The sequence below is a fragment of the Actinoplanes siamensis genome (genome assembly GCF_016862395.1).
Taxonomy (GTDB): domain Bacteria; phylum Actinomycetota; class Actinomycetes; order Mycobacteriales; family Micromonosporaceae; genus Actinoplanes; species Actinoplanes siamensis.
Window position 1 is genome coordinate 15055 of the sequence record NZ_BOMW01000061.1, and the last position, 17683, is coordinate 32737.

Consider the following 17683-nt stretch of genomic DNA (forward strand, 5'->3'; position numbering starts at 1 on the left):
CGCCCATCCCCATCAGGCGCGCGGCACGACGAGCTGTGCCGCGGCGGTGGACTGTGCCCGCCGCGGGCGGCGGCTGGTCAGGTCAGGGCGGTGGTGGCTTGGCGGAGGTCGTTGAGGGCGGCCAGGGCGTGCTCCGCCAGGCCCGTCGTCTCGTCGCGGTCGATCTCCGACCACTGGGCGTACCCCCGCTTGAAGGCCAGCACGCCCAGCTCGGCCGCCAGCTGCGCGACCAGCTCCGGCACCCCGCGGGCCACCAGCGCCGCCGTCATCGCGGCGGCCAGGCCCACGCTCTTGAGCGCGTCGCGTTCCTGCAGCTCCGTGCTGGCCGCCACCGCCGCCTTCAGCCGTGGGCCCAGCGCCCGGTTCGCCGGGCCCAGCGCGCTGGACGCCCGTTCCAGGCCGGCGGCGACCGCGTCGAGCGGGCCGGCGCCCGCCGGCGCCTCGGCGATGCCCTCGGTGAGCAGCCGGCACAGGGTTTCCTGCCCGGCCACGAGCAGTTCCCGTTTGTCGGCGAAGTGCCGGAAGAAGGTGCTCTTGGTGACCCCGGCACGTTCGGCGATCTGCGCCACGGTGGTCGCGTCGTACCCCTGCTCGGTGAACAGGTCGACGGCCGCGACGACGAGGCGCTGCGTCGTCTCGGGTTGCCAGCGGGCCACGGCGCCATCGTAGGTGACGGGACAAGTGTCCCGCAAAATCTCACGGTGACGGGACAAGTGTCCCGTCACGCTGTTACGGTGATGGGACAACACTCCCATCACTTGAGGAGACCCCCATGCACGTCTTCGTCACCGGCGGCACCGGCACCATCGGCTCGGCCGTCGTCACCGAACTGCTCACGAACGGGCACACCGTGCTGGCCCTGGCACGGTCGGACGGCTCGGAGCGGACACTGCGGGACGCCGGCGCCGAGGTGCTGCGCGGCACGCTGGCGGACCTCGACGTGCTGCGCGCCGGGGCGGCCCGGGCCGACGGCGTGGTCAGCCTGGCGTTCGGGCGCGACTACGGCAGCGCGGAGAGCCTGGCCGCGTCCATCGCCGAGGAGAGCGCCGCGATGACCGCGCTGGGCGAGGCGCTGGTCGGCGGCGAGCGGCCCATCGTCACGGTCTCCGGAACCCCGTGGGCGCCCGGCCGCGCCGCCACCGAGGCCGACCCGCTGCCCACCGACGGACCGGTCGGCGGGCGCGGCCGGTCAGTGAACGCGATGCTGGCGCTGGCCTCGCGCGGGGTCCGCGCGACGGCCGTGCGCATGCCGCGCACCGTGCACCACAACGGCCAGGGCGGGTTCGCCGGGCTGCTGACCGAAACGGCGCGCCGGACCGGCGTCGCCGGCTACCCGGGCGACGGCGCCCAGCGCTGGCCGGCCGTCCACGCCCTGGACGCGGCGGTGCTGTTCCGGCTGGTCCTGGAGTCGGCGCCGGCCGGGACCGCCTGGCACGCGGTGGCCGACGAGGGCGACGCGGTACGCGACATCGCCGCCGTCGTGGGCCGGCGACTGGGCCTGCCGGTGCGGCCCGTGCCGGAGGAGACCTTCGGCCCGTTCGGACCGATCTTCGCGATGGACCAGCCGGCATCCAGCGCGCACACCCGCGCGGCGCTCGGCTGGCGGCCGGAGCACCCGAGCCTGCTCGCGGATCTGGAGAACATCCAGCCCTGAGCGGAGTCGGCCCGGCGCGAGCCGAGCCGGGCACGGCCGGCACGGGCGTACCACCAGCAAGCCGGCACGACCCGAAGCGGCCGGAACCCGGACCGGGTCCCGGCCACGCCCCGGAGGATCAGCCGCAGGCGATCCCGTTGCGGTCCGGGTCGAGCTTCTGGCGGTCCTCGACCACCACCTTGACCCGGCTGAAGCCGTGCGCCTTCAGCCAGGCGCAGCGGTCCCGCACGCCCTTCGGGAAGTTCAGCGGGACGCACTGGGCCCGCGTGCCGTAGTTCCGGTCGCAGCCGTCCACCGTGGGAGCCACCTTCACCGGGTTCTTCGGCGACCTGCCGGGCTTGATCCGGGCCCGGCCGGGCTGGCCGGCGAACGACTGGACGAACGGAGCCGGAGCGGCGTGGGCCCTCGGCCGCACGGCGCTCTCGGTGACCGGCGTCGCCGAAGCGACCGGCGTGGCGGAGCTGACCGGCGGGGCCGGGGCCGCGCCCAGACCCGCCCGCTGCCGGCCGTCGCGATCGGCCCGGCCGACCGGCAACCGCCCCTGGGCCGCGGCCGGTGTGCTCGCCACCCGCGCGTCGCTCTGGTCGGCCACCACCGTCCACGCCGCCGCCCCGCACAGGGTCGCGGCCGCCAGCACGATCGCGGTGAGACGCATCCGGCTCATCCGACCTTCACCCACTTCGCCACCGACGGGACACCGTTGGCGCCGACCGCGAAGAGCATGTACCAGCCCGGTGGCGCCAGATTGGGGTTGCTGGTCAGGTTCAGCGCGATCCGGTTGCCGTCGACGGTCATCGGCAGGTCGACGAACCGCTGGTTCGGGTCGCTGGAGTGGGTCACCGCGGCCGGGCGGATCAGCTCCGCCTTCACGATCGGCTGGTCGACGGTGATCGTGTTGGAGCTGCCGTACGTCCAGTCCGTGCCGGACAGTCCGGTGATCTGCGGGCGGGCGCCGCGGAACAGGTAGGGCGGCGAGTACACCGAGATCCGCATGTCGAAGGTGCCGTTGCCGGGGTTGTCACCGATCGCCATGACCCGGCCGTCCGGCAGCAGGAACGCCGACGAATGGTAACCGCGCGGCACCGGGTCGACGGCCATGCCCGGCGTGAACGTGTCGGTGGCCGGGTCGTACATCGACGCCTCGTGGACCGGGTCGGCCCGGTTGTGCAGGCCACCGCCGGTCTCGAAGACCTTGCCGTCGGGCAGGATCACCGCGGAGACGTACATCTTGCCCTGCGCCCCGGTCTGCGGCGTGCCGCCGGTCAGCGTGCCCTGCGGGATCTGCGGGCCGGCGGTGTAGACCGGCGAGGCCTGCTTGAGGTCGATCAGGTCGGTGAGCCGGTGCGCGTCGACGTTCGTCTCGTTGTTGCCGCCGCCGAGCGTGAGCACCCGCTGGTCCTGGGCGGGCGGCAGCAGCACGCTCATCGACTGGTCCCGCTCGTCCTTGCGGCGCAGGCCGGGGACCTCGGTGACGGTGCCGGCGGCGTAGTCGTAGATCGACGAACCGGTGCCGGACAGGCCGTTGCCGAAGACGTGGCTGCCGGTGTAGAAGAGCCGGCCGTCCTGCATCAGGATCATCGACGGGTACAGGCCCCAGAACGCCCAGGTCTGTTTGGCCTCGCCGACGCCGAGCCAGCGCTGCTGCCGGTCGGAGAAGTACTGGGTGAGCACCGTGCCGCTGGAGTCCTCGCCGAGGCCGCCGAGGCTGACCACGTCACCGTTGCCCAGGATCGTCGCGGACGGGTACCAGCTGCCCCCGGTCATGTCGTTGACCCGCTGGTACGAGCTGGTCTCCGGATCGAAGACGTACGAGTTGCGCAGCCCCTTGTACCCGTGGCTGCCGTCGGCCGCCGAGTAGTCCTTGTTACCGCCCATCACCAGGATCCGGCCGTCCCTGAGCTGGACGTGCCCGGAGCAGAACAGGTCCTCCGGCGTGGCCACCGGGGTGAACGTCCCGCTGCCCGGCCGGTAGATCGCGGTCTTGAACGTCTTGGCGGCGAACGCGTCCGGGTCGTTGCCGGACCCGGCGATCAGCAGCACGTCGCCGTTGCGCAGCAGGACGGCGTGGATGGCACGGACCGTGGACGGGAACGGCATCACCGCCCAGGAGCCCTTGACGCACTTGTCGCCGGCGCTGCACGCGCCCTCCGGGGCGGCCTGGGTGGCGTCCACCATGGTGTAGTCGTCGGTCTTGAGGGTGCCGTTGCCGTAGATCGTGACGCCCCAGACGATCTGGTCGGTGTCCGGCGGGACCGGCGGGGTGCGCACGGTCTGCCTGGCCCACTCGGTTGTGACCGGCAGGCTGGCCAGGTCGGTCCAGTACACCCAACCCCGCGCGACATCGTGCCGGAACATCGTCATGACCGTGCTCGGGGTGCTGGTCTTGTACCAGACCGACAGGTCGTACTGGTGGTCCGGGGTGACGTTGGGCGCGCACGAGGCGTCCTCGAGCATCATCGCCTTGCGGTCGCCCTCGCCGGCGTTGGCCAGGGTGACCGCCATGGACCGGCCGCCGCTGTGCGCGTCGGCGCTGAGTTCGAAGGTGTGCCCGTTGTTGCCGTACCCGGACTGCTCCCAGCAGACCGGGAAGCCGTCGCCGGCGATGGACTCCAGGCCGGGGTTGGCGATCAGGTTCGCGCCGGCTGACGCCGGGCGTCCGGGCAGAGCCAGCGTGAGTACGAGGGTGAGCACCAGCACCTGGGCGATGTGCGCCCGGTTGGCGCGGCTCAGCAGCGGCCGCGGGCGAGGCGCCGGGGCTTCCTTGCGGCCGGGTGGGTCGGCCTTCCGGAGACGCGGCCGCGGGTGAGGCGTCAAGACTTCCTCCCGGTCAGGTAGATCAGCCTGTCGGAGATCAGGAAACGGACGACGAACGAGGCCAGCAGGGTCAGCAGGTTGCCGAGCAGCACGCCCAGGCTCAGCCCGCTGACCAGCAGGGCGAGCAGCGGGATGCGCAGCAGCAGGTCGGCGTTGCCCATCAGGAGGAACCTGCTGAACCGGCTGACCGGGCCGCGGCTGCGGTGGTTGCGGTAGAGCAGCGTGTCGGCCAGCGCGAAGTTCCACACCACCGCGACCACGTTGGCCACCACCGCGGCGGCCGTGTAGTGCACCCCGGTGCAGGTCAGCAGCAACCAGAGCACGGCCTGGTTGGGCAGCAGCCCGGAGATGCCGATCAGCGCGAACGCCAGCATCCGCAGCCGGCCGGCGCCGAAACGCAGCCCGCCGACGTGCTTGAGGAAGCGGATCCCCTCGGCGGCTGTCGACTTCGACTCGCCGGCGTGCCGGGCTTGGAAGGTGTACGGCACCTCGACAATCCGGCCGGGACGGTTGCGGACGATCAGCTCCAGCAGGATCTTGTAGCCGAGCGGGCGTAGCTGCCCGGAATCCAGGGAGCTGGAGCGGATCGCGAACAGGCCGCTCATCGGGTCGCTGACCGACAGCAGGTTGTTCCGGAACAGGGTCTTGACCAGCAGCGTCGACCCGCGGGACACGAGTCTGCGATAGCCGTCGGCCAGGCCGCCGGTGCTGCCGCCGCTGGCGTACCGGCTGCCCACCACCAGGTCCGCGCCGTCGCGCAGCCCGGCCGCGATCAGGTCGGGCACGATCTCCGGCGGGTGCTGCAGGTCGGCGTCCATCACCACGATCCACTCGCCGCGGGCGATCCGCATGCCCTCGACCACGGCGCCGCCCAGGCCGCCGACGCCCTGGTCGCGGTGGTGCACGGTGATCGCGATCGGGTAGTGCGCGGCATGCGCGACGATCACCTCGGGCGTGCCGTCGGTGCTGTCGTCGACGAAGACGATCTCGGTGCCGTCGTGCGGCAGGGCGTTCGCCAGCCGCGCCAGCAGCGCCGGGACGTTGTCGCGCTCGTTGTAGGTGGGCACGATGATGCTCTGCCGCAGCACCGTGGGCGCCGGGCGCACGCCGATCTCGCCGGGCAGCACCGCCCGGGTCCGGCCGGGCCGGCGGTACGCCGCCAGCGAGAGGGTCTTCTCACCGGGCGTGACGGGGGCCTGATGGCGCCCTCCGACCGCGGCCCGGCCGTGTGCCTGGGTGGTCACGGAGCCTCCTTGGTGATCCGGCGGATCTCGATGCGGCCGACGTCCTCGCCGAAGCGGGCCACCAGCGTCGAGTTCGTCAGCAGCGTGTTCACGGCGGGCAGGGTCTTCGAGTCGCCCCGCAGGGCCGGGGTGGAGACGATGTAGTCGACGTCGCGCCAGCCGTTCGGCAGCGTGGCCGCGACGCCCGGGTCCAGGTCCAGCTTGTAGAACCAGATGACCCGGTCCGGCTGGTATCCGGCGTCGACGCACTCCAGCCAGAGCACGTCGTCGGCGACGACCCGGGTGTGCGCCCGGTCCGGCACCTCCTCGCGCAGGAACCGAGCGGCGGCCACGTACCCGGAGTGATAGTTGGCGGTCACCGCCAGCTTGTTGCCGGAATACCAGCGGGGCGCGACCAGGGTGGCGGCGAGCAGCGCCAGGGCGACCAGCACGGCCGGCCGCGACCGCCCCGCCGGGGTGAGCTTGACCAGCAGGTCCAGCACTCCGGCCAGGGCGATGGCGAAGAACGGCAGCAGCTGTACGACGTACATCACCGGCAGGTGGCCACTGGGCCGGCAGGCGACCAGCACCAGGATCGCGCCGGCCACGGCGGGTGGGCGCAGCCGCCGTACGAACAGGCAGACGGCCGTCGCGGCCAGGCCGCCGAGCAGGACGAACCAGTCGTGGTCGAGCCAGGAGCGGACCAGCCCGTTGGCGATCGAACCGGCGTGGAAGATGCTGCCGCTGCCGGCGCGGTCGCCCAGCTGGAACTGCCAGGCGCCGATCAGCGACACGTGCCCGGCGCCGGGGAACAACTCGCCGCGCAGCGTCGCGTAGAGCGGGTAGAAGACGCCGACCAGGACCAGGCCGCTGGTGTAGCCGCCGACCGCCCACGGCCGGGTGGAGCTGCGCGCGGTGTGCTGCCAGAGCGCCAGGACCACCGCGGGCAGCGCCACGACGATGGTCTCCTTGCTGAGCACCGCGATCGCGGTGGCCGCGCCGGCGCCGGTGAAGGCCCACAGGTTGCGGTGCGGGGACAGCGCCAGGGCGAGGGCGGCGAGCATCCAGACCACGGCGAAGGTGTCCAGGTAGACGCCGCGGTACATGACCACGGTGAGCGGGGACAGCCCGAAGACGACAAGGGCGGTCGCGGACGACCAGACCGCCATGCCGAGCCGGCGGGAGATCACGTAGACCAGCAGCAGGACGGCGCCGACCACCGGGAGCATGGCGATGCGGCCCACCGTGGCGACCGTCGCTCCGTCGGAGCCGGCCAGGCCGGGCAGCCAGGAGAGGCCGGCCAGCTGGATCCAGGCCAGCGGCGGGTGGTCGTACCAGTAGGTGTAGTGGGCCAGGCCGTGCCCGTGGGCGACCGCCCAGGCCTGGGCGAGGTAGGTGCCCTCGTCGTCGTTGATCATCGGGTAGCCGCTGATGTTGGCGCCGAGCACCAGCAGCACCAGCGCGGTCAGGCCCACGGCGAGCAGGGCCTCGCGGCGGGTCAGGCGGCGCCGGCGTACCCTCGCAAGCCTTTGCCCGGCATCGGGATCGGGCAGCGGGAGGCGCGGCCGGGACGCCGGGACGACGCCTCCCCGCGCCTTCGGGATGATCGCGGTGGTCTGCTGCGACTCGCTGGTGGTGGTCACGCGGCGCCCGCCTCGGCGTTGCCCAGGTGCGCCCCGACGTGCGCGGTGAGCTCCCAGTCGCGGCGGCCGGTGTACTCGCGCCAGACCGCCCGCAGCGCGGCCACGCTCAGCAGCAGCGCGTACGGGAACGCGCCGAGGATCAGCCAGGCGAAGTGGCGCCACCGGACCCGCAGGCCGTACTGGATGCCGAAGTCGCGCAGGCCGACGGTCTGGAAGACGATGTTGGCGGCCATCGGGACCACCGGCACGAAGGTGAGCAGCGCGATGCCGACCGGCAGGTCGGCGAGCAGGGCCAGGGCGATGCCGATCGGGATCGCGACGCCGGAGAACGCCTGCAGGAACGGGCCGGTCAGGGTGTACCGGGCGAGCAGCCGCTGGCGCAGCGGCAGCCGCCGCCACTCCCCCTTGCGCAGCACCTGCAGGAAACCCTGGTTCCACCGGGTGCGCTGCTTGAGCAGGCTGCCCAGCGAGTCCGGCGTCTCCTCACGGGTGACCAGCGACGCCTCGTAGGCGACGACCACTTTGGCGCCCCGGCTGGACAGGCGCACCCCGAGATCGCAGTCCTCGGCCAGGCAGGTGCCGTCCCAGCCGTTGGCGCCGCGCAGCACGTCGGTGCGGACGAACACGGTGTTGCCGCCGAGCGGGATGAAACCCTTGCTGGCGTGCAGGTGCAGCCGGCTGCGGAACCAGAAGAAGTACTCCAGGCAGTTGTGCAGGCTGTACCAGCTGGAGTGGTAGTTGATCAGCTGGACGCCGCCCTGGACCACGTCGGCTCCGGTGCTGCGGAACGCGTGGTCGACGTGTTCCAGCAGGTCCGGGTGCACCTGGTCCTCGGCGTCGAAGACCCCGACCACCTCGCCACGCACGTACGGCAGGGCGGTGTTCAGCGCGCGTGGCTTGTTCTTCACCGCGTTCTCGTCGGTGACCACCAGGATCCGCTCCGGCGCCGTCGCCGCGACCCGGTGGGCCACCTCGGCCGTCTCCGGGTCGTCGTGGCCGATGATCAGGATGATCTCGTAGCCCTGGTGGGTGGAGCGCAGCAGCCGCTCCACCGTGTGCTCCAGCACGGCCTGCTCGTGCCGGGCCGGCACGAGCAGCGAGAACGTGACCCGGTGGTCGCCGTCCGGCTCGGCGAACCGGGTCGCGGCCAGCGTCTCCGGGGTGCGCCAGGCGTGCATCGTCCACCACAGCGTCACCGCGGCGAATGCGGAGAGGACGAGAGAAATGGAAATCATGACGGCGGCAGCCAAGATCGGGGCCCTTTCGGCAAAGGTTGAATCGCCACCAGAAATAGCGTTGCGGCGAGACCTTATCGTCCCGTGTCCGGTGCGATTCAAGTCGATCAGAGCCTTTTCCCCTGATCCAGTGATCGACGCAAAAAAGACCTGAATTGTCCATTTTGTGGCGCTTGCTCGCATAGTCCGGTCGGATCGCCGACAGCCGGTAATCACTGCGGAAACACGAAAAGGCATCCGCCCCGGCCGTCGGGCGGATGCCTTTTTCACTCAGGGCCGACGCAAGAATTTCTCACGCCTCGCAGGAGTGGCCTGCCGGAAAGAAGGTAACCCGGCTCACCTATTTCACGACACCCGCGGACGGATGACGCCGGCCCCACAACGGGCGGCCGGCGGTCAGGCGAGGCCGTGCCCATATGCCTCCACCAGCGGAAACAGGTCCGGCTCGCCGTACGTGCCGACCAGCTCGGCGAAGCGCGCCACCTTCGCCGGGCCGAAGCGGCCGACACCGACCGAGTACGCGCCGGCGGACACGAACGTCGGCGGGCTCTTCTTGCTGTGGAACTTGTCGGCGTACATCACCAGCTCCTCCTCCCCGGTCGCCGGGACGTACTCGCCGGGTGGCAGCGGCAGCCCCTGGTCCAGGATGTCGGAGCGGGTCACGCCCACCCCGGTGTGGCACGAGCAGAACCGGCACAGGTAGTCCGGGTAGCCCTCGTCCCGCAGCAGCTCGTGGCCGAGCAGCCCGTGCCGGATGTAGTTCGGGTGGTCCAGTACGCCGTCGCGGCCGTAGAGGCGGTAGACGCCGATGTCGTGCAGCAGGCAGCCGGCCCGTACCAGGTCGATGTTCACCGCGAGATCGAGACGGTCGAGCAGGCGCTCCGCGATCCGGCAGACGATCTCGCAGTGCGTCCACACCGAGTCGAACGCCTCCGGGGTCGGCGCGACCCGCTCGTGCAGCCGCCGGATTTCCGTGTCGCTGGGGATCCACATGGTCATCCATGATCGCAGGACGGACCGGCGTGGGGTCGCGCTGGGCGTGCTGCTGATGCGCGTGGACCAGGACCCGATCCTGTTCCGTGCCGCGACGGTTCTCACGCCCGCCACGACCGGTGCGGCCCTGGTCCTACTGACGACCGCGGCGATGTTGATCCCGGCCGCCCGCCGGATCACCCGGACCGAAGATCTCCGCTACGAACAGGGCCGATTCTCCGGTACGGCCGGGAGGTCCGCCGCACCGATCGGCCGCCTTGGCGGGTGGGACGAAATCCAGACGTGACTATCTTGACCAAATGAAGAAACATCCCCAACCTTATGGGAGCGCTCCCGAACGACCCCCATCGATCCCCCAGGAAGGGGAGGCAGACCATGCGAAGAGTCCTGGTCGCGCTCTGTGCCGCCCTGCTCGCCGCCGCCGGCGCCGTCCTCGCGCTAGGGAACCCGGCGTACGCGGCCACCGGCCTGCACGTCTCCGGCACCGACATCTACGAGGCCAACGGCGCCAAGTTCGTCATGCGTGGCGTCAACCACGCGCACACCTGGTACACCAGTCAGACCAGCTCGTTCGCCGCCATCAAGGCGGCCGGCGCGAACACCGTCCGGGTCGTGCTCAGCGGCGGGCGGTGGACGGCGAACAGCGCGAGCGACGTCGCCAACGTGATCTCGCTCTGCAAGGCCAACAAGCTGATCTGCGTCCTCGAGGACCACGACACCACCGGGTACGGCGAGGACAGCGCCGCGTACACCCTGGACCAGGCGGTCAACTACTGGATCGGCCTGAAGAGTGTCCTGGTCGGCCAGGAGGACTACATCGCGATCAACATCGGCAACGAGCCGATCGGCAACACCAACCCGGCGCAGTGGACGGCCGCCACCACCGCGGCGATCAAGAAAATGCGTGACAACGGGTTCCAGCACCTGCTGATGATCGACGCGCCGAACTGGGGCCAGGACTGGCAGCAGGTGATGCTCGCCAACGGCCAGACCGTGCTCGACGCGGACGCCCAGCACAACACCGTGCTGTCGATCCACATGTACGCGGTCTACGCGCAGGCCTCGACCATCACCTCCTACCTGGACACCTTCAAGTCCAAGGGCTGGCCGCTGGTGATCGGCGAGTTCGGCTGGCAGTTCGCCAGCGGCGAGGTCGACGACCAGACGATCCTGGCCGAGGCGGTCAAGCGCAACCTCGGCTACCTCGGCTGGTCCTGGTCGGGCAACACCGACCCGATCCTGGACATGGTGCTCAACTTCGACGTCAACCAGAAGACCACCTGGTACCACCGGGTCTTCGACGGCCCGAACGGCATCACCGCCACCGCGAGGCAGGCGACGATCTTCGGCGCGCAGCCCAGCACCGGCCCGTCGTCGAGCAGCCCGTCGCCGTCCACCAGTAGCAGCCCGCCTTCGCCCGGCAAGAAGTGCACGGCGGCGTACACGGTCACCGGCCAGTGGCCGGGCGGCTTCCAGGGTGAGGTCAAGGTGACCGCGGGCAGCTCCGCGATCAGCGGCTGGACGGTCACCTGGACGTACGCCAACGGCCAGACCGTCTCCAACGCCTGGGGCGCCACGGTCACCAGCAGCGGCTCCAGCATCACCGCGAAGAACGTGGGCTACAACGGCGGCCTGGGCGCCGGCGCGAGCACGTCCTTCGGTTTCCTCGGCTCCTGGACCGGCACGAACTCCGTCCCGGCCGTGAGCTGCACCGCCGTCTGATTCCCGGCACCCGCGGGAAGGGTCGCGCCGACACGCGCGGCCCTTCCCTCCATTCTTCCGGCGGTACGCCGCGACCCCCAGCCCGCTCCCGGCTCCGGCCGCGCCGCCAGCTTTCGGCTGGGAGTCATGGTCGTCATCAAGGCCTTCGAGACAACCACGGCTCCCAGCCCGGGCTCGGGAGCGCGGCCGCGGCATCGAGCAGCGCGGGCAGCAAGAAGAGTGGCCGGCGGCTGACGGCAACCGGGAGCGGGCAGGCGTCGCGCGGACCCGGCGCTCTCCTCCACTTCAAACATAGCTCGGTACACAGGGCTTGCGGCAAGGCGCCCACAGTGCCGCAGAATTGCCCCTCACACTGTTGTGACGTGCGGAAATGGGGGCTTGGCGAAGTGCGTGTGCTGTTGACCAGCTGGGGATCGCGCGGAGATGTGGAACCACTGGCGGCGCTGGCCGTGGCCATCCGGGAACAGGGCGGGGAAGCAGTGGTGTGCGCCCCGCCGGACGACGATTTCGTGACCCTGCTGGACCGGGTCGGGGTGCCGCTGGTACCGCTCGGGCCGACCGTGAAGTCGGTGGTGGCCAGGCGGGAGCCGCCCGGCGCGGCGGCCGCGTTCAAGCTGGCGCCGGAGCTGGTGGCGGCCCGGTTCGAGACGCTGGGCGCGGTGGCGCCCGGGTGCCGGGCGATCGTGGCGACCGGGCTGATGCCGGCCGGGGCCCGGGACGTGGCGGACAAGCTGGGGATCCGGTACGTGCTGGCCGCCTTCCATCTGCTCGGGCTGCCTTCGCGGCACCTCCCGCCGGGCCGGCGGCCGGGCCCGCCGCTCACCGCGGACGAGACGGACCTGACGGGACAGTGGGCCCAGGACGCCGAGCGGGTGAACGGGCTGTACGGCGAGGCGGTCAACCGGCACCGGGCGTTGATCGGCCTGCCGCCGGTGGGTAACGTCCGCGACTACGTGTTCACCGACCGGCCGTGGCTGGCCGCGGACCCCGTGCTCTGCCCGTGGCAGCCGGGCCGCACCGAGCTCGACGTGGTGCAGACCGGGGCGTGGATCCTGCCGGACGACCGGCCGCTGCCCGCGGACCTGCTGGCGTTCCTGGACGCCGGCCAGCCTCCGGTGTACGTCGGTTTCGGCAGCATGGCGGCGTATGTCTCGAAGGACATCGCGCAGGTCGCCATCGAGGCGGTGCGTGCCCAGGGCCGGCGCATCGTACTGGCGCGCGGGTGGGCCGGGCTGGCCGCGACCGACGACGCGGCCGACTGCTTCGTCGTCGGCGAGGTGAACCAGCAGGAGCTGTTCCGCCGGGTGGCCGCGATCGTGCACCACGGCGGCGCGGGCACCACCACGACGGCGTCCCGGTCCGGCACGCCGCAGGTGATCGTCCCGCAGATCGCCGACCAGCCGCACTGGGCCGCCCGGATCGCCGAGCTGGGCGTCGGCGTCGCCCACGACGGTCCGGTGCCGACCGTGGCGTCGCTGTCGCACGCGCTGGGCACGGCGCTGGGCACGGCCACCGCGGTCCGGGCCCGGGAGATGGCCGGGACGATCCGCGGCGACGGCGCGGCCGTGGCCGCGGGACTGCTGCTGGAGGTGGCCCGCGAGAACACGGGCCACCCGTCCCGCTAGCAGCCGTTGCGGGCCGCGGAGACCGCGACGTCGTCGTACCAGAGGGTGTCCGCGCCGTCGCCGTAGCTCTCCCAGCCCAGCTTGAGGTCGGTGAGCGCCGGCCGCCACGTCTTGTTCAGCCACTGGCTGTCGATGTCGTGCGTCGGTGTGCCGTCCTCAATCAGGCCGGGCACCGAGGCGCCGTTCAACCAGGTCTCGATGGTGCCGTTGGCGCCGTCCACCTTGAACTCGACGCAGTTCCAGGTGTTCACCGGCAGTGGCCTGGACAGCGCCACCCCGGCTGGGCTCTGCTCGGGCAGCGTGGCGTCGTCCGAGGCCCGGTTGAACTGCAGCGCACCGTTCTGCCCGCCGAACCGCAGGTCCCGGCCGCCGTCGTTGGCGTCGGCCAGGGCCACCGCGGTGACGTGCGCGGCGGGCAGGGCGGTCGTGTGCCGCACCCAGTAGCGGACGTACCACGCCTTCGACACCGCGCCGACCAGCGAGGTGTTACGGGCGAACACGTGGTTGCAGTAGCCGGCCGCCCCGTTGATCCGCAGCGAGGTGGTGCCGCTGTGGGCGACGGTCCGGTCGATCGCGGCGGTGCCCGCTCCGGAGCAGTCCGGGCTGGTCACCGTCCACGCCCCGGTGGGGACGGTGCCGGTCTGCGTCTCGAAGCCGTCACCGCCGGGCGTCGGCGGCGGCGTGCTGACCGACGGGCTGGGCGAGGGCGACGACGCGGACGGGGACGGGGACGGGGTCACGTCGTCCCCGCAGGCCACGTTGTTGAAGCGGAACGCGGTCGGCGCCGGGTTGGTCCCCGAGTACGTCCCCTGGAAGCCGAAACTCGCCGACGCCCCGGTGCCCAGGGCGCCGTTCCACCCGACGTTCGCGGCGGTGGCGGTGGCGCCCGACTGGGTCACTGTCGCGTTCCAGGCCGAGGTGACCTGTTGGTTGCCGGAGAACGTCCAGCCCAGCGTCCAGGACGAGACAGCCGCGCCGAGGTTGGTGACCTTGACGTCGGCGGTGAAGCCGGTGTTCCAGCTGTTCGCGGTCCACGTGACGGCGCAGGTGGCGGCCGCCGCCCGGGCCGGCCCCAGCGCCGCGACACCCAGGGCGGCCCCGGTCAGGGCGACCACGGAGAGCACTGGTAGGCGCCTCATGAGCACGCCGCCCCGTTGAGCTTCACGGTGGCCGGGGCGCTGGCCGTGCCGTTGGCGGTGAAGCCGACGGTGACCGAGGCGCCCGCCGCGAGCGACGGCGTGTGGCCGGGCGCGGCCGCCGTGACCGTCGTGCCGGACTGGGTGACCGTCGCGTTCCAGCCGCTGCCCAGCGTCACGCCGGACGGCCAGGTCCAGGTCACCTTCCACGGGTTGATCGCGCCGCCGCCGGTGTTCTGCACCTTGAGCTGGCCCTGGAAGCCGCCCTGCCAGGCGTTGTCCTGGGTGTAGGTGGCCTTGCAGGCGCCGGTGGCCGGCGCGCTGCCCGAGGTGGACGGCGACGGCGAGGAGGTGCCGCCACCACCGCTGGGCGGGATCAGGTACGGCTGCAGGATCGCCTGCTTGGCCTGGTTCACCGTGGTCCAGTCGTCGTTCGCGATGCCGCCGGTGTCACCCGAGTTCGGGTTCCACGACCAGTACGTGAACGACATCCCGTTCACACCGGTCCCGGTGTACGCCATCAGGCTCTGCAGCCACACCTTGTCGATGTCGGTGGCCAGCGTGGTGCCGAACTCACCGATCATGATCGGCGCGAGGTTCTGCTTGTACAGGTAGCCCCAGTACTTGTCCCAGATCGCCGGCAGGTTCGCCGGGTACGACGGGTCGTCGAACCAGGCCTGGCGGTAGACCGAGGTGGCGTACTCGTGCGGTGAGTAGACCAGCCGGTTCGCCACGTTGAGCCGTACCGGGAACTCCCCCGCCTTGGACAGGTTCCCGCCCCACCAGCCGCAGTCCTCGTCGTTGCCGGTGTCGTTGTCCCAGACGTTGGAGAGGCCGCCGCTCGGGCAGCTCACGCCCTCCACGAAGATCAGCCAGTTGGGCTGGACCGCGAGGATCGCGTTGCCGGCCCGCTCGGCCGCCAGCCGCCAGTCGCGGGCGGTGTCCCCGCAGCCCCAGCAGGCCCCGGTGGCGGCCGGGTTGGTGCCCTCCGCGTGCGGCTCGTTGTGCAGGTCGGCGCCGATCACCGTGGTGTTGCCGGCATAGTGCTGGGCGAGCGCTTTCCAGTCCGAGATCCAGGTGCTTTCCGGTACGGCGGAGGTGTACCACAGCGCGGTCTGTCCCGCCGATGTCGGCCGGTGCCGGTCCAGGATGATCCGCATGCCCTTGTCGCCGGCGTACGCGACGACCTTGTCCAGGATCTGCAGCGGGGAGAGTCCGACCAGGTCCGGGTTGACGAAGTCGTTGATGCCGGTGGCGGTGGCGCCCGGCTTGAGCGCGTCGTCGGAGAACGGGATCCGCAGCGTGTTGTACCCGAGCGAGGCCATCGTGTCGAGCTGGCCGCGCCACGGGTTGCTGGCCCACAGGCCGTGGAACGTCTTGTTGTCGGTCTCCATGCCGAACCAGTTGATGCCGGTCAGCCGGACGGTGGCGCCCGTGCTGTCCACGATCTTGTTGCCGCTGGTGTGCAGGTAACCGACCCCGGTCCCGCCGCCGGCGGCGGCCGCCGGCTGGGCCGTGACGACGGCGGTCGCGGTGACCGCCGCGGCGGCCAGCGCGGTGAGGCCGGCCAGCCACTTTCGGTGTTGCATGGGAGCTCCTTCGAGAACGGAAGGCGTGAAACATCATGTTGACATGGGAGCGCTCCCAGCAACAACGTCCATCGATGTTTTCTCCCGCCCCCGCCCCGCGCGCCACTACACCTAAGGCATCCTAGGAAGACAGGATGAAAGTCTCGGCCTGAGGCCGTACCGGGCAGCGGCCTCCAGCCGCCGGCACGGCGTGGCGGGCTGGGAGCCACGGGCGCGTCAGCTCCCCTGACGCACCTTCCAGCGGCCGCCCGGACCCGCGCCGCGGGGCGCCGTGGGTGGCCAGCGCGATTCCCGCCTCGGGCACACCGTCGCGGTGACCCTGCTCGATCTCGGCCGCTTGGCCAGCCGGTTCCGGGGTACGGGGAGAGGGGCGGCGGGGCCGGGAGGGGCCCGCTTGCTACTCGGTGATCACCACGCCGGGTAGGCTCCAGCATCGACGGCCGAGTCACCGACGGCGCGGGGGCGCCGATCACCAGGCCGTCGTGGAAAGCGGAGGGCAAGTCAGATGGACCTGCACGGGACCGAGTCCGAGTCCGAGGGCATGGGGGCGGCGCCTTCGGTGGCCCGGCTGTTGCTGGAGCTGCGCGGACGCGCCAGGGTCGACGTCAAGCCGGCCGGCCGCAGCATCCAGATCCGCCCGCAGGGCGCCCGCAACGTGGCGGTGCACATCCACCCCGGCGGCGTCGACATCGCGGTGGCCCGCAACCAGGCCGACGAGGTGGCCGCCACGATCTTCGGCGCGACGGTGAAGGACCCCGACGACCCGATCCCGTTCGTCTCGGTCGAAAGCCATCTGATCGACGCCAACTATGACGCCATCCTGACCGCCGCCGTGCAGGCCGTCGAGCTGCGCCGGTCCGGCCCGCCGAAGACCCCGCGCGCCGCCGCGACGCCGCGGGCCGCCGGCTCCCGGTCCGCCGCCGCGCCGAAGGCGACCCGGCCGGCGACCCGGCCGGACCGGCCGATCTGTCCCCGCTGCAAGCAGTACGAGTTGCTGGCCAGCGGCGAGTGCCCGTCCGGCTACTGCTGATCCGGCCCAGGTGGCGCGCGTCGTCGATGCGCGTGCGGTAGCGGGCGACGGCTCCGGCGATCCGGCCGGAGCACACCCGTCATACGTGCCAGGAGACCACGGTTCGGTGCGCAGTCCGGTCAGCGTCGTCCCGGGCGGCATCCCGTACGGCACCGGCTCGGTGTCCGGGCCGGTGCGCAAACGTGCCCCGGCCGCTCTGCCGGATCAGGCCGGCGTCGGGGCATGACCGCAGATCTTTCTACCGCCGAGTCGTTCTTGCAGGCCGAAGGCCTGGTCTTGGAACGCCGCGTGCTCGCCGCGCTGTTCCCGGACACCGGCGCGGGCAGATGGTGGAGGTGCTGCGCGGCTACCGCAACGCCGGCGGCTGGCCCGGTCACCTGGGAGCCGCCGAGCGCGGGGGCGCGGCTGGAGCGGCGGGGTACGGGACGGTGCAGGCGGTGCGGAGGCTCACCTCGTACCTGACCGCGGCTAGATCCAGACCGGTGCCAGCGGTGGCGTCCCGGTCCGCGGCCCCGCGGGGGACGGGGCCGCGGGGCACCAGTACCAGCGCGGCGTCCGATCGCCTCGGGGCAGCTCGAGGAGGACGGCGTGCTGATAGTGGAACGGTTCCAGTGAGAACGCGTGCAGCTTGTCCAGATCGTGCTGGACCGCCTCGGGATCGGCGCCTTCCCGTTTCACCTCGACGACGAGCACGTTGTCGGCCGGTCGGGACCTCCCGCGGCGGTGGATTATCAGGTCGGGATAGACGACCTGCGTGCCCCCGGGCAGAGTCAGCCTCTTGGCCAGCCAGTCCTTCTCGTTCCGGGTCCACCTGTTGTATTCCACGTCGACCGCCAGCGACGGCAGCTGCGTCCGCACCCACGAGGCCAGATGCCCGGCGATGTGGAACACCACGGAGCGCTCGTGCGCTCCCTCGGTGAACAGCTGGCGCTGGTCGTCGAAGACCTGCCGGACGGCTGCGCGCAGGGCGGCCTCGACAGACATGCGGCTCACGACGTGCACGCCGTCGACTGTATGAC

The 17683-nt window shown here is 71.7% G+C and carries 15 protein-coding genes; 5 read left to right on the forward strand and 10 right to left on the reverse strand.

Annotated elements, in window-relative coordinates; genetic code table 11:
• Window positions 1-77: 77 nt before the first annotated feature.
• Window positions 78-656 (reverse strand): TetR/AcrR family transcriptional regulator, encoded by a 579-nt coding sequence (locus tag Asi03nite_RS28930; RefSeq protein WP_203683648.1) that lies wholly within the window; start codon window positions 654-656, stop codon window positions 78-80.
• Window positions 657-772: 116 nt separating this feature from the next.
• Here Asi03nite_RS28930 and Asi03nite_RS28935 point away from each other — a divergent pair, with 116 nt between their 5' ends.
• Window positions 773-1654 carry an SDR family oxidoreductase gene (locus Asi03nite_RS28935; protein WP_203683649.1) on the forward strand — a complete coding sequence of 294 codons (882 nt, stop codon included), beginning with the start codon at window positions 773-775 and terminating at the stop codon, window positions 1652-1654.
• Window positions 1655-1772: 118 nt separating this feature from the next.
• On the opposite strand, the gene Asi03nite_RS28940 is transcribed toward Asi03nite_RS28935, so the two are convergent.
• The 6 genes from Asi03nite_RS28940 to Asi03nite_RS28965 form a co-directional block, all read right to left on the reverse strand.
• Window positions 1773-2318, reverse strand: a complete 546-nt coding sequence (locus tag Asi03nite_RS28940) for a hypothetical protein (protein ID WP_203683650.1) — start codon at window positions 2316-2318, stop codon at window positions 1773-1775.
• A complete protein-coding gene (locus tag Asi03nite_RS28945) occupies window positions 2315-4468 on the reverse strand; it encodes a galactose oxidase early set domain-containing protein (RefSeq protein WP_203683651.1) in 2154 nt (717 codons plus the stop codon). The genes Asi03nite_RS28940 and Asi03nite_RS28945 overlap by 4 nt, the downstream gene beginning before the upstream one ends.
• Entirely contained in the window at window positions 4465-5712 is a 1248-nt protein-coding gene (locus Asi03nite_RS28950; RefSeq protein ID WP_239103004.1) for a polyprenol monophosphomannose synthase, read from the reverse strand. Before Asi03nite_RS28950 ends, Asi03nite_RS28945 begins: the two co-directional genes overlap by 4 nt.
• On the reverse strand, window positions 5709-7334 hold the full coding sequence (locus tag Asi03nite_RS28955; protein WP_239103005.1) for a glycosyltransferase family protein: 1626 nt from the start codon (window positions 7332-7334) through the stop codon (window positions 5709-5711). The genes Asi03nite_RS28950 and Asi03nite_RS28955 overlap by 4 nt, the downstream gene beginning before the upstream one ends.
• Window positions 7331-8569, reverse strand: coding sequence for a glycosyltransferase (locus tag Asi03nite_RS28960; protein ID WP_203683652.1), 1239 nt, complete (start codon window positions 8567-8569; stop codon window positions 7331-7333). Before Asi03nite_RS28960 ends, Asi03nite_RS28955 begins: the two co-directional genes overlap by 4 nt.
• Before the next feature lie 396 nt (window positions 8570-8965).
• Window positions 8966-9562 (reverse strand): HD domain-containing protein, encoded by a 597-nt coding sequence (locus Asi03nite_RS28965; protein WP_203683653.1) that lies wholly within the window; start codon window positions 9560-9562, stop codon window positions 8966-8968.
• Between Asi03nite_RS28965 and Asi03nite_RS28970 the strand changes: the two genes are divergently transcribed.
• The 3 genes from Asi03nite_RS28970 to Asi03nite_RS28980 all read left to right on the forward strand — a co-directional run bounded on the left by Asi03nite_RS28970 (window position 9561) and on the right by Asi03nite_RS28980 (window position 12909).
• Window positions 9561-9848: a hypothetical protein gene (locus Asi03nite_RS28970; RefSeq protein WP_203683654.1), complete on the forward strand. Its 288-nt coding sequence runs from the start codon at window positions 9561-9563 to the stop codon at window positions 9846-9848. The genes Asi03nite_RS28965 and Asi03nite_RS28970 overlap by 2 nt on opposite strands.
• Window positions 9849-9937: 89 nt before the next feature.
• Entirely contained in the window at window positions 9938-11284 is a 1347-nt protein-coding gene (locus Asi03nite_RS28975; protein WP_203683655.1) for a cellulase family glycosylhydrolase, read from the forward strand.
• A gap of 425 nt (window positions 11285-11709) precedes the next feature.
• Window positions 11710-12909 carry a glycosyltransferase gene (locus Asi03nite_RS28980; protein ID WP_239103006.1) on the forward strand — a complete coding sequence of 400 codons (1200 nt, stop codon included), beginning with the start codon at window positions 11710-11712 and terminating at the stop codon, window positions 12907-12909.
• On the opposite strand, the gene Asi03nite_RS28985 is transcribed toward Asi03nite_RS28980, so the two are convergent.
• Both Asi03nite_RS28985 and Asi03nite_RS28990 read right to left on the reverse strand, forming a co-directional pair.
• Window positions 12906-14048 (reverse strand): cellulose-binding domain-containing protein, encoded by a 1143-nt coding sequence (locus Asi03nite_RS28985; protein WP_203683657.1) that lies wholly within the window; start codon window positions 14046-14048, stop codon window positions 12906-12908. The two genes, Asi03nite_RS28980 and Asi03nite_RS28985, sit on opposite strands and share 4 nt — an antisense overlap.
• A complete protein-coding gene (locus Asi03nite_RS28990; RefSeq protein ID WP_203683658.1) occupies window positions 14045-15634 on the reverse strand; it encodes a cellulase family glycosylhydrolase in 1590 nt (529 codons plus the stop codon). Before Asi03nite_RS28990 ends, Asi03nite_RS28985 begins: the two co-directional genes overlap by 4 nt.
• 505 nt (window positions 15635-16139) lie before the next feature.
• Here Asi03nite_RS28990 and Asi03nite_RS28995 point away from each other — a divergent pair.
• Complete coding sequence (locus Asi03nite_RS28995) at window positions 16140-16664, forward strand: hypothetical protein (RefSeq protein ID WP_203683659.1); 525 nt, start codon at window positions 16140-16142, stop codon at window positions 16662-16664.
• 468 nt (window positions 16665-17132) lie between these two features.
• Here Asi03nite_RS28995 and Asi03nite_RS29000 read toward each other — a convergent pair whose 3' ends face one another.
• On the reverse strand, window positions 17133-17666 hold the full coding sequence (locus Asi03nite_RS29000) for a hypothetical protein (RefSeq protein WP_203683660.1): 534 nt from the start codon (window positions 17664-17666) through the stop codon (window positions 17133-17135).
• Window positions 17667-17683 lie beyond the last annotated feature (17 nt).